This window comes from Actinomadura sp. J1-007 (assembly GCF_009793335.1).
Classification (GTDB): domain Bacteria; phylum Actinomycetota; class Actinomycetes; order Streptosporangiales; family Streptosporangiaceae; genus Spirillospora; species Spirillospora yumaensis.
This window is the reverse complement of the sequence record NZ_WING01000001.1, coordinates 6,504,561-6,518,330: the sequence shown is the minus strand read 5'-3', so window position 1 is coordinate 6,518,330 and position 13,770 is coordinate 6,504,561. Positions and strand designations below refer to the sequence as shown.

Sequence of the window (13,770 nt, the reverse complement as noted above, 5' to 3'; positions counted from 1 at the left end):
GGTTGACCAAGCGTACGCTTGGTCACCGTACGAGGGGCACCGGGAAGGGATGGCGATGACAGGTCCGCACGAGTACTCCAACCTGATCGGCGGCGAGGCGCGGCCGGCCGCGGACGGCGGCACGCTCGACTCGGTCGATCCGGCCACCGGGGAGGTGTGGGCGAGGATCCCGCGCGGCACGGCCGAGGACGCGGAGGCGGCCGTCGCGGCGGCCCGCGCCGCGTTCCCGAAGTGGTCGGGCCTGCCCGCCGCGGGCCGGGCGCACTACCTGCGGAAGGTCGCGGGGGTGTTCGCGAAGCACGCCCAGGAGCTGGCCGAGTTGGAGACCCGCGACAACGGCCGGATCATCAGCGAGACCGCCAAGCGCGACCTGCCCGGCATGACGTACCTGTGGAACAACGCCGCCGCCGACTGCGCCTCGGCGGTCGAGGGCCGCAGCGTCGACTTCGGGCCCGGCTCGCTCGGCGTGACCCGGCGCGAGCCGTACGGGGTGACGCTCGGGATCATCCCGTGGAACTCCCCCGTCTCCACGCTGTCGGCCAAGGCCGCCTTCGCCCTCGCGGCGGGTAACACCGTGATCATCAAGCCCGCCGAGCAGGCGGCCGTGTCGTCGCTGCGGGTCGGCGAGCTGCTGCGCGACGTGCTGCCGCCCGGGGTGCTGAACATCGTGTCCGGGCTCGGCGAGGAGGTCGGCGACCCGCTCGTCCGGCACCGCGGCGTCGACAAGATCAGCCTGACCGGCTCGGTGGACACCGCGCGGATCATCACCCGCGCCTCGGCCGACTCGCTCAAGCCGCTGGCGCTGGAGCTCGGCGGCAAGTCGCCCAACATCGTCTTCGCGGACGCCGACCTGGACAAGGCCGCGCCGGGCGTCACCACCCAGGCGATCTTCACGGCGAACGCGGGCCAGATCTGCTACGGCGGCTCGCGCATCCTCGTCCAGCGCCCCGTGTACGACGAGATGATCTTCCGGATGAGGGAGATCGCGGCGGGCGTGCGGCTCGGCGACCCGCTGTCGCTGGAGACCACGATGGGCCCGATCGTCTCGCGCGACCAGTACGAGCGCGTCACCTCGTACCTGGAGATCGGTGCGAAGGAGGGCGCCGAGCTGGTCTTCGGCGGCCGGCACGGCGCCGAGGTCGTGTCCGACGAGCGGTTCGCGAACGGCTACTGGGTCGAGCCCACCCTCTTCGCGACCACCGACAACTCGCTGCGCGTCTGCCAGGAGGAGATCTTCGGCCCGGTCGCGGTGGTGATCCCGTTCGACACCGAGGAGGAGGCGCTCGCGATCGCGAACGACTCGGTGTACGGCCTGGCCGCGGGCGTCTGGACCCGCGACCTCGGCACCGCCCAGCGCATGTTCCGCAACCTGGAGACCGGCACCGTCTGGGTCAACACGTTCCGCAAGGTCATGTTCCCGCTGGAGGGCGTCAAGGACAGCGGCTACGGCCACGACTCCACGCTCGCCTACACGCGCGAGAAGGCCGGCCTGTTCGAGATCTGATCCCCGTGACCGCCCCCGTCGCGCCCTCGGCCCCGCGGCGGGGGTTCTCCACGCCCGGCACCGCACAGCGGTCTCAGCCGTCCGGGGTCGGGGGGCCGCCGATCGAGGGGCTGCGGCGTTCGTAGAGGGCGACGTCGCGCCAGACCGAACGGCCTCCGAAGTCGTGGCGGCCCAGCCGCTCGCGGACGCCGACGAACCGGAACCCGGCGCTCTCGTGCAGCCGCACGCTCGCCGCGTTCTCGGGGAAGATGCCCGCCGTGAGGGTCCACAGGCCGCCGCGCTCGCTGGAGTCGATCAGCGCTCCGAGCAGCGCGCGGCCCGCCCCGCGACCTTGCGCGGCCGGGTCGATGTAGATCGAGACCTCGGCGACCCCGGCGTACACCGGGCGTTCGGACGTCGGCGACAGCGCGGCCCAGCCGAGCACCCGCTCGGCGTCGCGCGCCACGAACCGGTGCTCGGGCAGCTTGCCCGCGGAGAACCTCTCCCACGCGGGCACGGCCGTCTCGAACGTCGCGTTCCCCCCGTCGACTCCGGCCTGGTAGATGGCGAGCACCTCGGGGGCGTGCTCGGGCAGCATGGGGACGATCTCCACGGCACCAGGGTACGGATGCCCTGAAACGGTACGAAACGGGCCCCTCGGGAAGCGGGCCGCTCGGGAAGCGGGCCGCTCAGGAGCGCCGGACGTACCGCATCGTCCGCGCCATCTCCTCGTGCATCACCCGCTCGGCCTCCTCCGGGTCCCGTTCCCGGATCGCCTCGACCAGGCGGGCGTGGGCCTCCCGCCCGTGCTCGGCGTCCTCCTCGTGCACGTCCACCAGGCGGGTCAGGTCGAGCAGGCCCTCCCGCAGCACCGGCGCGAACTCCGCGTACAGGTCGGCCAGCACCGGGTTGCCCGCCGCGTTCACCACGGCCGTGTGCAGCGCGATGTCGGCGTCGATGAACGCCTCGGCGGCTCCGCTCCCCGCGGCGGCGGCTCCGGCGGCCTCGTCGCGGGCGCGGAGGGCCCGGTCGAGCGCGGTGACGTCCTCGGCCGTACGGCGCTCGGCGGCGAGCCGGGCGGCGCGCAGTTCGATCATCATGCGGATCTCGTAGACGTCGGCGACCGAGGCGCGGCGGAGCCTGGCCGCCCAGTCCTCGGCGGGGGCGGCGGGCACGGTGGCGATCACGAACACGCCCGCGCCCTGGCGGGCCCGGAGCAGCCCCGCCCCGGCGAGCGCGCGCAGCGCCTCGCGGACCGTCGAACGGCCCACCCCGAGCTGTCCGGCGAGCGTCGTCTCCCCCGGCAGCCTCGTGCCGACGGGCCACGAGCCGTCCGCGATCTGGGCGCGCAGGCGGTCGGCCGCCTGCTCGACGAGGGGGGTGGGGCGGAGCGGGCCGAGCGGCATCCGGGTCTCCCAGGTTGTCTGAGGAGCTGAGTTGTGGTTAGGGTACCCGGCATGTCGCAGCGGGCGCTTCTCCTCGGCCGCCGCGGCGGGGCCTGATCCGACCGGCACCCCGCCGCGGGGTCCGGTGACGCCGGTCGTCAGACCGGCGACCACGAGGAGAACGACCCGCCGTGAGCAGCACCCCGACCCCCGTCCGTACGGCCTTCCCGACGCTGCGCACGCCGTCCGGGCCCGTACCGCCCGGCGCGCCCGCCTGGAACCCGCAGCGCGCCAGCTCCATGCCCTCGCACCGCTACCGGTCCGTGTTCGAACGGGTGCCGGTGCCGGAGATCGACCGCTCCTGGCCGTCCGCCCGGATCGAGCGCGCCCCGCTGTGGGTGCCCGTCGACCTGCGCGACGGCAACCAGGCCCTCGCCGAGCCCATGGACCCGGCCCGCAAGCACCGGATGTTCGACCTGCTCGTCGCGATGGGCTTCAAGGAGATCGAGGTCGGCTACCCGTCGGCCAGCCGGGCCGACTACGAGTTCGTCCGGCACCTCGCCGAGCCCGGCGCCGTCCCGCGGACGTGACGGTCGTGGTGTTCACGCCCGCCCGCCGGGACCTCATCGAACGGACCTTCGCGTCCATCGACGGGATGCCGGGCGCCGTCGTCCACCTCTACACCCCGACCGCGCCGACGTGGCGCGAGGTGGTGCTCGGCCACGACCGGCCCGAGCTGCACAAGCTGATCCTCGACGCGGCCGGGCACCTGGCGCGGCTCGCGGACGGGCGGCCCGAGGTGCGGTTCGAGTTCTCGCCCGAGACGTTCATGCTGACCGAGCCCGACTACGCGCTGGAGGTGTGCGACAGCCTGACCGCGCTGTGGGACGCCTCCCCCGACCGGCCGGTGGTCCACAACCTGCCGGTGACGGTCGAGGTCGCGACGCCGAACGTGTACGCCGACCAGATCGAGTACATGCACCGCAACCTGGCCCGGCGCGACTCGGTGATCCTGTCGGTGCACCCGCACAACGACCGGGGCACCGGCGTCGCCTGCGCGGAGCTGGCCGTCCTCGCGGGGGCGCAGCGCGTGGAGGGCTGCCTGTTCGGCAACGGCGAGCGCACCGGCAACGTGGACCTGGTCACGCTCGCCCTCAACCTGCACGCGCAGGGCGTCGACCCGATGATCGACTTCTCCGACATCGACGAGATCCGCCGCACGGTCGAGCACTGCAACCGGCTCCCCGTGCACGAGCGCCACCCCTACGGCGGCGACCTCGTCCACACCGCGTTCTCCGGCACGCACCAGGACGCGATCGGCAAGGGCATGGCGCACCACGCCGAGGCCGCCGCCGGGCTCGGCCTCGACCCCGGGCAGGCCCCGTGGGACGTGCCGTACCTGCCGATCGACCCGAAGGACGTGGGCCGCGACTACGAGGCGGTCATCCGCGTCAACAGCCAGTCGGGCAAGGGCGGGATCGCGTACCTGCTGCGGACCGGGTACGGCCTGGAGCTGCCGCGCCGCCTCCAGATCGAGTTCTCGCAGGTCGTGCAGCGCGCCACCGACGACAGCGGGGAGGAGGTGACGGCCGCGCAGCTCTGGGGGCTGTTCCGGGCGACGTACCTGGACCGCGCCGACGGCGGCCCGGTCTCCCTGCCCGAGTGGCGGACCGGGCACACCGGCCCCGGCCGCCACGACTTCACCGGCGTCGTCCGCGTGGACGGAGCCGGCGCGGCGACCGACGCGTCCGGCGGGGCCGGGCGGGAGTACGCGGGCACCGGGAACGGGCCGCTCGCCGCGCTCGCCGACGCGCTGGCCAAGGCGGGCGTCGGCGTGGAGGTCCTCCAGTACGTCGAGCACGCGACCGCGCCGGGGCAGGACTCCCCCGCCGTCGCGTACGCCGAGTGCCGCGTCGACGGCGTGACCGCCTGGGGCGCCGGCCAGGACACCTCGCTGCTGACGGCGTCGGTCCGGGCCGTGCTGTCGGCGGTCAACCGCGCCCGCCGTCCCGCGGCGCTCTGACCGGGACGTTCCCGCCCCCCGGCGCGTGCGCGGGCCGGGGGGCGGGGACGCAACGGCGGGTTCTGACCAAAAACGGTCTTTGTTACTGCGGGGGTGCTCTTTACCGCGCGGGTTCCGGCGAGGAGTCTGTGGGCCGGTAGAGATCATTTCCTCACCCCCCGGAGGTGCGGGTTGCCCAGGCGATCCCTGAGACGGACCCGGCGGAGCGCGGCGGTCGCCGTGCTCACCGGAGCGGCCCTCGTAGGCGCGGGCGGGGTCACGGCCGCCGCCGCGCAGGCCGCCCCGAAGATCGTGGTGAAGGACGGGCTGACCCAGCCGGTCTTCTCCTACAAGGACGCGATCCGCGAGCACGTCTACGTCGAGTCCTCCGTGGACAGCGACCACGACGGCAAGCGGGACCGGGTCAACGTGGACATCATCCGGCCGCGGGAGTCCGACCGCGGCCTCAAGGTCCCGGTGATCATGGACGAGAGCCCGTACTACGACAACCTCGGGCGCGGCAACGAGAGCGAGCGCAAGACCTACGACGCCGACGGGAACCCGGTGAGGTTCCCGCTGTTCTACGACAACTACTTCGTGCCGCGCGGGTACGCGTTCCTCGCCGTGGACATGGTCGGCACGACCCGTTCGGACGGCTGCCCGGTCAGCGGCGGCCCGTCCGACGTGCTCGGCGGCAAGGCGGTCGTGGACTGGCTGAACGGCCGCGCGAAGGCGTACCGGGCGGACGGCTCGCCCGCGGAGGCGACCTGGACGACCGGCCGCACCGGCATGATCGGCAAGTCGTACGACGGGACGCTCGCCAACGGCGTCGCCGCGACGGGCGTCCGGGGGCTGGAGACGATCGTCCCGATCTCCGCGATCAGCAGCTGGTACGACTACAGCCGGATGAACGGCGTGAAGTACTGGACCGACGAGCAGCCGGGCCTGGCGAACACCGTCGACACCGACCCTCCCGCCAAGTGCGCCGCCGTGAACGCCGAGCTGGACGAGGGCGAGGACGACGCGACGGGCAACTACAACGCGTACTGGCGGACGGCCGACTACCGGCACGGCGCGATCGCCGACGTCCGCAACGTCCGGGCCAGCGTGTTCGCCTACCACGGCGTCAACGACCTGAACGTGAAGACCGACCACTTCTCCGAGTGGTGGGACGCCCTCGGCAAGCGGGGCGTGACGCGGAAGGTGTGGCTGTCGCAGCGCGGGCACGTCGACCCGTTCGACATCCGCCGTGAGGACTGGGTCGCGACGCTGCACCAGTGGTTCGACCACGAGTTGCAGAAGGTCCGCAACGACGCGCTGCGCGAGCCGCGCGCCGACGTCGAGGTCGGCCCCGACCAGTGGGTCAGGCAGCGGTCCTGGCCCGCGCCCGGCGCCCGCGCCCTCAAGCTCAGGCCGAACGCGGACGGCTCGCTCGGGACGCGGCGCGCCGCGAAGGGCGCGACGGCCTCGTACACCGACGCGCCCGGCCCCCGCGGCTCCGGCTACCGCGAGGCGGAGCTGGTCACGGACCCGACGACCGGCAAGCCGTTCCGCCTGGCGTACGCGACCGGGCCGCTGCCCCGCTCCGCGCGCCTGTCGGGCACGCCCGGCGCGGACCTGCGCCTCAAGCTCGACCGGCCGACGTCCGACCTGACCGCACTGCTCGTCGACTACGGCGAGGACACCCGCGTGGACTACCTGGGCGCGGGCTCCGGCATCCAGACGCTCGCCACCGAGAGCTGCCACGGTGAGAGCACCCCGACCGACGACGCCTGCTACAAGCAGACCCGCGTGAAGACGGTCACCTCGAACGTGAACGTCGTCGCGCGCGGCTGGCTGGACGCCCAGAACCGCACGTCCCTCAGCCGCCCGACCCCGCTGAAGGCCGGAAGGTACTACGGCGTCCGCTGGGACACCCTGGCCCAGGACTACGTCCTGAAGAAGGGCCACCGCCTCGCGCTCGTCCTCGCCGGGACGGACGCCGACTACACCACCGAGACGCCCACCGGCGCCCAGGTGACGGTCGACCTGCACCGCAGCTCGATCACCCTCCCCCTCGCCGACGCGGGCGACGCCGCGACCCTAGCCCCGCAGGCCAGAACCCCGTGGCGAGGCCCGTCCGAGGCCAACCTGCCCCGCCAGGAACGCAAGCTGTACTGACCCCGAACGCACCAGGAGCGGCCCCGGACGCCCCGGGGCCGCTCCCCCGTCCGGCACCTACGGCCGAGAGCAGCCGATCACAGGCCCGCCCCATCGCCCCGTACAGGGTCCGCGAGCGCCTGACATGCGCAAGACCCCGCCCGTACGGTGGGAGGTGCGACGCTTCCACGCGACGAGGGCGGGGCCTCATGAGCGAACGCAACACCGATCCCGACGCGATCGGGCGCCGTATCGCCAGGGCACGCAAGCTCCGCGGACTCACCCAGCAGCAACTCGCCGACAGAGCGCACTGCTCCAAAAGCCTCATCGCACAGGTGGAACGCGGCCACAAGCCGGCCTCGCAAGCCCTCATCGCCGCCGCCGGCCGTGCTCTACGCGTCGAGACAGCCGAACTGACCGGACAGCCCTACCGAACCGAGAAGCCACGCGAAGACCTCATGCGCTCCGCGGTTCCCGAACTGCGCCGCACGCTGCTGGCGTGGGACCTGCCCGACGAGGACGTGGAGCCTCGGCCGTTCGACGCCTTGCAACGTGAGGTGAAGCGGGCATCCAAGCTCGGCAGGGACGCCCACTACGGGCGCCTCGGCGAGATGCTCCCAGCCCTCCTGGAGGAACTGAACGTCGCCGCGCACACCGCACCCGCCGCCGACGCCGCGCCGCTGTACGGGCTCCTGTCGGAGGCGTACACAGGCGTGACCGCGATCGCGTACGCGCTCGGCTACTTCGACCTGCGCAGCCTGGCCATGGAACGGGTCGAACGGGCCGCGCGCGAGTCGGGGGATCCCCTGCGCGTGGCACGGACGCGGTGGCAGCGCTCAACGCTCTTCCTCGCCAGTGCCTCCTACGACAAGGGAGCCACGCTCCTGGACCGCGTTCGGCAAGACATCGGCGAGGACGTCAGCCGCATGGACGGCCCGACCCTCAGCGTCTACGGCGCCGCGCACCTGCGCTCGGCGATCTTCTCGGCGCGGATGCCGAACGCCGGTGCGGCGTGGGCGCACATCGACGAGGCCAGGGAGGCGGCTCGGCTGCTCGGCGAGGACGCCAACCACTACGGCCTTGAGTTCGGCCCCTCGAACGTCGCGATCCACGAGGTGGCGGTCGCGGTCGAGATGTACGAGGGCACCGAAGCCGTGCGCAGGGCGAGCCGCATCAACCTGCCGGCGACCGTCGCGCCGGTCCGGCTCGGTCACTACTACATCGACCTCGCCCGCGGCTGGCTCTACCACGGTGACCGCGCCAGGGCGCTGAAGACCCTGTACATGGCACGGCAGGCCGCCCCCAGCAGACGCGCAACCACCCGCAGGTCCGGGAGACGGTCCGGATGCTGGTCGAGCTGGAACGGCGCCGCCCGAAGTCCCTCAGCGGATTCGCGTCCTGGCTCGGTCTCCCCTGAACGTGTGGAACGATTCCCGCCACGGTGCGTGATGACAGGGAAAGGACAAAGGTGTGCATCGAGCCCCGGATCACCGGTTTCAGGCTGACTGTGCGCTCCGCCCGTTCTTCCGTCCGTGGGTGCTAGTCGACGTGGGGCGTGTCCGAGTTGAGTCCGTGGTTGATGCGGCGGCGCAGCGCGGGATGGATGTCGTACCCGCCAAGGTCGGGTGGATCGACCCATCGGACCGCGGACGCCTCCTCCGTCGTCGTCAGCTCGCCACCGACCGGGCGCGCGTGCAGGCACACGTTCACCGGCTGACGGACCTCGTCGACCTTCCCGCCCTTGATGTACTCCACAACGTGATCGGGAGTGGTGAACACACCGACCAGGCCCGTGATCTCGATGACGACGCCGGTCTCTTCGCGGCACTCGCGGATGCCGCACTCTGTGATCGTCTCGTTCTTCTTCAGTCCGCCCGTGGGGATCGTCCACAGACCGTTGTCGGGGCGGCGCAGCAGCAGCACACGGCCGGCGTCGTCGCGGACGAGCACCGACGCGGACGGCTTGCGGCTGGTCGGCGCCGGGGCGGCCGGGTCCTGCCAGTGATCCACGCGGCGCGCGTGCTTCGGGCTCACGGCTCGCCTCTCTCCAGCGGCCGGGCCGACGCCCACACCTTCTCGTAGGACTCCAGGAACGTGTTGAAGTACGCGCCGTCCACGCGGCGGATGTGCATGGTCGGGGTGTGCGCGGCGAGGATGCCGTACACGTGGATGTTGGCGAGCAGGTCGTCATCGAACCGGTAGATCGACGCGTACAGCGGTGTGTCGTGCAGCCGGATATCGACCAGGTCGGCGAGCGGCCGGTAGTACGAGAGCACTGCGGACACCCGTCCGGCGACACCCCCGCCGATCTGCTTCTCCTCGTCACGCGCGGCGAGCTGGCGGCCGTTCGGATCGCCGAACAGCATCCGCACCCGGGCGCCCGCACGGGCCCGCGCCCGCAAGGTCGGGATCCAGTCTGGGACCTCCTCGGCGAGGAACAACCCCGCATAGGCGATGTAGTCGATGTTGCGTTGGGCGCCGCGTAGCAGCTCCGTCCACAGGTTCCGGGGCACGTCGGTGCGGCGCGGCCACGTCGAGACGAGCTCCGCACCGGTCAGTGACGCCTTGTCCACGGCGCTCGGCCACAGGTACGACTCGTCCTCGTGCAGGATCGCGGCGACCCGGTACCGGGTCCGCGGGTAGGGGACGCCCTTCTCCGACAGCCACCGCTCGACGCTCTTGGTGCTGACCTCGGCCTGAACGGCGAGCGCGGCGATGTCCAACCCCCGGCGCAGCATGGCGCGGCGAAGTCGCTCGTTCATCTGCCGATCGTGTCATCTACCGTCACCTATCGACAGGCATGTGTCCGCTAGCTGTCCGTAGATGTCTCGCCGTGTCGTCGCCCTGGCTAATCATCTGCTCACATGCTGTGACTCATGACATACCTGGAGTCGTGGGCCGGGCCCGGCGTGCAAGCGCGATGGGCGGCCCTGTTCACCCGCCGAGCGACCGCCACGCCGAGCCTGTACGCGTGGGACCTCGCGTCCGGCGTGGGCGGCGTCACCGACGACCGGCGCCGCGCGTTCGGGCACGTGAACGACGAGCTCGCGAACGCGCCGCGCGGGACGGTCGCGACCGTCCGGCGGGTCGAGCCGCCGATCGGCGACGGCCGCTACCTCGACCGCGGAACGGTCGCGACCGCGCGGCGGGACGAGGCCACGGGCTCGGTGGTGTGGCAATGAGACGTCCCCCGGGAGGGCCGGACGTCGCCGTCAGGGCTGGAGGTCGGTGTCCTTGCTGGGCTGGACGCGTTTGGGCTCGCCGGGCATCTTCGGGTAGTTGGGTGGGTACGGGGCGTCGCCGAGGCCGTGGTCGCGCTCGTCGCGGTCGGCCATCTCCAGCAGCGGCTCCAGCGAGAACGCGGCGTCGTCGATCGCGGCGTGCAGGTCGCCGACCTTGGCGAACCGGTCGGGCATGGTGGCGATCGTGAAGTCCTCCGGAGCCGCGTCGGGCAGCTCGTCCCAGGTCAGCGGGGCCGAAACGGGCGCGTGCGGGGCCGGGCGGACGCTGTAGGCCGAGGCGATCGTGCGGTCGCGGGCGTTCTGGTTGAAGTCGACGAAGACCTGCTCGCCGCGCTCCTCCTTCCACCACCGGGTGGTGACCTCGGCGGGGGCGCGCCGTTCGATCTCGCGGCCGAACGCGAGCGCGGCCCGGCGGACCTCGGTGAACGTCCAGCGGCGCTCGATGCGGACGTAGATGTGCACGCCGCCCTTGCCGGAGGTCTTCACGAACGGCGTGCAGCCGAGCTCGTCCAGCAGGTCGCGGGCCGGGCCGAGGGCGACGCGGACGGCGTCGCGGAAGCCGGTGCCGGGCTGCGGGTCGAGGTCGATGCGCAGCTCGTCGGGGTGGTCGACGTCGTCGCCGCGGACCGGCCACGGATGGAACGTCAGCGTACCGAGGTTGGCGGCCCAGGCGATCGTCGCGACCTCGGTCGGCTTGACCTCGTCGGCGGACCGGCCGCTCGGGAACTCGATGCGGGCGGTCTCCACCCACGCGGGCGCGCCCTTCGGGATGCGCTTCTGGTAGAACGCGTCGGACTTGCCCGCGCCCATGCCCGCCTGGCCGCGGGCGTAGTCCATCCGGGTGGCGAGCTTGGCGCCCTCGAACACCCCGCCCGGCCAGCGTTCGAGGGTGGTGGGGCGGTCGCGGGTCGCGCGCAGGATGCCCTCCCCCACGGCGAGGTAGTACTCCACGAGCTGCCGCTTGGTGTAGCCGTGCTCCGGAAAGAGGATCTTGTCGGGATTGGTCACCTTGACGAGCCGATCCCCTACCGGGATCTCGATGAACGGCGAGGCCATACCGGCACGGTAGCCCACGGGTCCGACAGGGCGATCACCCGGTCACCCGCCGTGACCTCCCCGTTCGCGAGGTAACGTCGGGGACATGGAGAAGATCCGCAAGAGCGAGGACGAGTGGCGGGCGCGGCTCAGCCCGAGGAGTTCCACGTGCTCCGCGAGGCGGGCACCGAGCGCCCGTTCACCGGCGAGTACACCGACACCAAGACCGTCGGCGTCTACCGCTGCCGCGCCTGCGGGGCCGAGCTGTTCCGCTCAGAGACCAAGTTCGACAGCCACTGCGGCTGGCCGTCGTTCTACCAGCCGTCCGAGAGCGACGCGGTGACGCTGCTGGAGGACACCTCCCTCGGCATGACCCGGATCGAGGTGCGGTGCGCGACCTGCGACTCGCACCTCGGGCACGTGTTCGAGGGCGAGGGCTACGGCACCCCGACCGACCAGCGCTACTGCATCAACAGCGTGAGCCTCACGCTGGAGCCGGCTGAATGACGCCGTCCCGCACGACCTGACGCGGGCGCCGCTCGTCCCACAGGACGGCGAGGTCGGTGAACGGGTCGCCGTCCAGGACGAGCAGGTCGGCGCGGGCCCCGGCTCGATCCGGCCGAGGTCCGGGCGGCCGATCAGGTCGGCGTTCACCGACGTCGCCGAGCGCAGGCACGCGAGCGTGCCGGACGCCTCGGCCTGGAGGCGCAGCCCGAGGAGCTGGTCGTCCTCCAGGTCGCCCATGAGGTCGGTGCCGAACCCGACCCGGACGCCCGCGGCGTGGGCGCGCTCGACGGCCGTCCGGCCCGCGTCCAGCACCTCCCGGTTCTTGGCGCGGCCCGTCCCGGGTATGCCGACCTCGTCGCCGCGGCGGTCCATCGCGTCGTAGGTGGCGAGGGTCGGCACGAGGTACGCGCCGTGCTCGGCCATCAGCGCGGCGGTCGGCCCGTCGATCAGGTTGCCGTGCTCGACCGAGCGGACGCCGTTGCCGACCGCGTGCCGGACGGCCTCGGACGCGTAGGCGTGCGCGGCGACGTAGCTGCCGCGCCGGGCCGCCTCGTCGGTGACCGCCCTGATCTCCTCGGCCGAGTACTGCGCCGGGCGCAGCGGGTCGGTCGGCGACAGCACCCCGCCGGACGCCATGATCTTGATCGCGTGCGCGCCGGTGCGGAACCGCTCGCGGACGGCGACGCGCAGGTTCTCCACCCCGTCCACGACCTCGTTCATGCGGGCGGTGTGCACGCAGAGGTCGAGGTCGCCGGGGCGGGCGTCGCCGTGCCCGCCGGTCTGGCTGAGCGCCGGGCCGGTGTAGAGGTAGCGGGGCGCGGGGATCAGGCCGGTCTCGACGGCGCGGGCCAGGCCGATGTCGCCGCCCGCGACGTCCCGTACGGTCGTGAAGCCGCGGCGCAGGGCGCGGCGCAGGCGGCGGGCGCCCGCGAGCGCGATGTAGCTGAGCGGCCCGGCGTCGAACTCCAGGTTGTGCAGCGACACCGCGTACGCGTGGAAGTGCGCGTCGATGAGGCCGGGCATCACGACCCGGCCGCGGGCGTCGATCGTCCGGTCGGCGCGGGTGACGCGGTCGCCGATCTCGGCGATCGCGCCGTCGCGGACGTACAGCGACGCCTCCCGCAGGTCCTGCGACCACCCGTCGAACACCAGGGCGTGCTCGATGGTCAGGTCGTCGTTCGCCGGTCCTGGCATGGCTCTCCTGACTCGTGCTCGGGACGTCGCGCGCGCCGGTCGTGGCACGCTCCAAGCCGTTCCGCTCGCGGAACGGGTCAGCGGGTCTCGCCGACCTCGCAGTCGTCCTTGTCGCTCTGCTTGTTGGCGAGGACGACGCTGCCGTTGTCGCTGCTCTTGCCGTGCACGAACACGCGCGGCTCCTCGTCGCCGCCGTCCTTCAGGAACTGCGTCGTCCACTCGCACAGCGACACGGCGGGCGGGGAGTTCTCGTCGCCCTCGCCGAGGTCGGTGTAGACCCGGATGAACGCCCCGCTGCGGCGGACGTCCTTGACGTGCTTGGCGACCTTGCCGCCGGTGTCCTTGCTCTGGAAGAACGGCACGGCCTCCGGCACCTCGTCCGGGTCGGTCGTACGGGTCGTCTCCACGGCGCCCTTGACCGACGGACGGCTCGTCTGCGCGGCGACGGCGGCGCGCGGCGAGCGCCGGGAGTCGTCGGCCGACAGCCCCGCGAACGCCGTCCCGGCGAGCAGCGCCACCGCGGCCGTGCCCGTCCCGGCGGCGACCAGCCGCCGCCTTCGCGAATCCCCCACCGACGCCCGGACCAGTCGCTTCCAGCGGATCGTGAACTCCGACGGCGGCTTCGCGTGCCTGCCTCGCGAGTGCTTTGGGGGAGCAGTAGTCACGGCCAGCACTTTACTGCCCCTTTGCCGCGCGTTCGGTCCAGGGGAGACAACTCGCGCCGTACGGACCAGTCGCCAGGTCACGGGGCGTACCGCCCATCGCGCGGGCCGGTCCGGCGCG

Annotated in this window: 10 protein-coding genes and 3 pseudogenes; 6 read left to right on the top strand and 7 right to left on the bottom strand. The window is 72.6% G+C overall.

Features of this window, described 5'->3' with window-relative positions:
* The first annotated feature begins 55 nt into the window (after positions 1 to 55).
* On the top strand, positions 56 to 1,504 hold the full coding sequence (locus GEV43_RS29620; RefSeq protein WP_160823487.1) for an aldehyde dehydrogenase: 1,449 nt from the start codon (positions 56 to 58) through the stop codon (positions 1,502 to 1,504).
* A gap of 73 nt (positions 1,505 to 1,577) precedes the next feature.
* Here GEV43_RS29620 and GEV43_RS29615 read toward each other — a convergent pair whose 3' ends face one another.
* Both GEV43_RS29615 and GEV43_RS29610 read right to left on the bottom strand, forming a co-directional pair.
* The gene (locus tag GEV43_RS29615; RefSeq protein WP_309239901.1) at positions 1,578 to 2,096 is read right to left on the bottom strand and encodes an N-acetyltransferase family protein; all 519 of its coding nucleotides are present in this window, start codon (positions 2,094 to 2,096) and stop codon (positions 1,578 to 1,580) included.
* A gap of 76 nt (positions 2,097 to 2,172) precedes the next feature.
* Complete coding sequence (locus GEV43_RS29610; protein ID WP_160823486.1) at positions 2,173 to 2,889, bottom strand: FadR/GntR family transcriptional regulator; 717 nt, start codon at positions 2,887 to 2,889, stop codon at positions 2,173 to 2,175.
* A 278-nt stretch (positions 2,890 to 3,167) separates the two neighbouring features.
* Between GEV43_RS29610 and leuA the strand changes: the two are divergent.
* From leuA to GEV43_RS29595, 3 genes and pseudogenes are all read left to right on the top strand, one after another.
* A pseudogene (gene leuA / locus GEV43_RS29605) lies at positions 3,168 to 4,891 on the top strand (2-isopropylmalate synthase).
* A gap of 171 nt (positions 4,892 to 5,062) precedes the next feature.
* Positions 5,063 to 7,030, top strand: coding sequence for a Xaa-Pro dipeptidyl-peptidase (locus GEV43_RS29600; protein WP_241683086.1), 1,968 nt, complete (start codon positions 5,063 to 5,065; stop codon positions 7,028 to 7,030).
* A 188-nt stretch (positions 7,031 to 7,218) separates the two neighbouring features.
* On the top strand, positions 7,219 to 8,514 hold the full coding sequence (locus tag GEV43_RS29595) for a helix-turn-helix domain-containing protein (protein WP_206681323.1): 1,296 nt from the start codon (positions 7,219 to 7,221) through the stop codon (positions 8,512 to 8,514).
* A gap of 34 nt (positions 8,515 to 8,548) precedes the next feature.
* Here the strand turns inward: GEV43_RS29595 and GEV43_RS29590 are convergent, their stop codons facing one another.
* Both GEV43_RS29590 and GEV43_RS29585 read right to left on the bottom strand, forming a co-directional pair.
* A complete protein-coding gene (locus GEV43_RS29590; RefSeq protein ID WP_160823485.1) occupies positions 8,549 to 9,043 on the bottom strand; it encodes an NUDIX hydrolase in 495 nt (164 codons plus the stop codon).
* Positions 9,040 to 9,771 carry a helix-turn-helix transcriptional regulator gene (locus GEV43_RS29585; RefSeq protein WP_206681322.1) on the bottom strand — a complete coding sequence of 244 codons (732 nt, stop codon included), beginning with the start codon at positions 9,769 to 9,771 and terminating at the stop codon, positions 9,040 to 9,042. Before GEV43_RS29585 ends, GEV43_RS29590 begins: the two co-directional genes overlap by 4 nt.
* Positions 9,772 to 9,885: 114 nt before the next feature.
* On the opposite strand from GEV43_RS29585, the gene GEV43_RS29580 reads away from it, so the two are divergent.
* Positions 9,886 to 10,191 carry a hypothetical protein gene (locus tag GEV43_RS29580; protein WP_160823484.1) on the top strand — a complete coding sequence of 102 codons (306 nt, stop codon included), beginning with the start codon at positions 9,886 to 9,888 and terminating at the stop codon, positions 10,189 to 10,191.
* A gap of 30 nt (positions 10,192 to 10,221) precedes the next feature.
* On the opposite strand, the gene GEV43_RS29575 is transcribed toward GEV43_RS29580, so the two are convergent.
* Complete coding sequence (locus tag GEV43_RS29575; protein WP_160823483.1) at positions 10,222 to 11,307, bottom strand: DNA polymerase domain-containing protein; 1,086 nt, start codon at positions 11,305 to 11,307, stop codon at positions 10,222 to 10,224.
* An 85-nt stretch (positions 11,308 to 11,392) separates the two neighbouring features.
* Between GEV43_RS29575 and msrB the strand changes: the two are divergent.
* Positions 11,393 to 11,793: pseudogene (msrB, locus tag GEV43_RS29570) on the top strand (peptide-methionine (R)-S-oxide reductase MsrB).
* A 105-nt stretch (positions 11,794 to 11,898) separates the two neighbouring features.
* On the opposite strand, the pseudogene GEV43_RS51325 reads toward msrB, so the two are convergent.
* Positions 11,899 to 12,816 (bottom strand): annotated as a pseudogene (locus GEV43_RS51325) (amidohydrolase family protein); the annotation flags it as partial.
* A 248-nt stretch (positions 12,817 to 13,064) separates the two neighbouring features.
* A complete protein-coding gene (locus GEV43_RS29560; RefSeq protein ID WP_160823482.1) occupies positions 13,065 to 13,652 on the bottom strand; it encodes a hypothetical protein in 588 nt (195 codons plus the stop codon).
* Between the last annotated feature and the right edge of the window lie 118 nt (positions 13,653 to 13,770).

Coding starts and splice junctions, on each gene's coding strand:
- GEV43_RS29575 (WP_160823483.1), bottom strand. CDS start 11,307: ATGGCCTCGCCGTTCATCGAGATCCCGGTAGGGGATCGGCTCGTCAAG.
- GEV43_RS29610 (WP_160823486.1), bottom strand. CDS start 2,889: ATGCCGCTCGGCCCGCTCCGCCCCACCCCCCTCGTCGAGCAGGCGGCC.
- GEV43_RS29580 (WP_160823484.1), top strand. CDS start 9,886: ATGACATACCTGGAGTCGTGGGCCGGGCCCGGCGTGCAAGCGCGATGG.
- GEV43_RS29585 (WP_206681322.1), bottom strand. CDS start 9,771: ATGAACGAGCGACTTCGCCGCGCCATGCTGCGCCGGGGGTTGGACATC.
- GEV43_RS29620 (WP_160823487.1), top strand. CDS start 56: ATGACAGGTCCGCACGAGTACTCCAACCTGATCGGCGGCGAGGCGCGG.
- GEV43_RS29595 (WP_206681323.1), top strand. CDS start 7,219: ATGAGCGAACGCAACACCGATCCCGACGCGATCGGGCGCCGTATCGCC.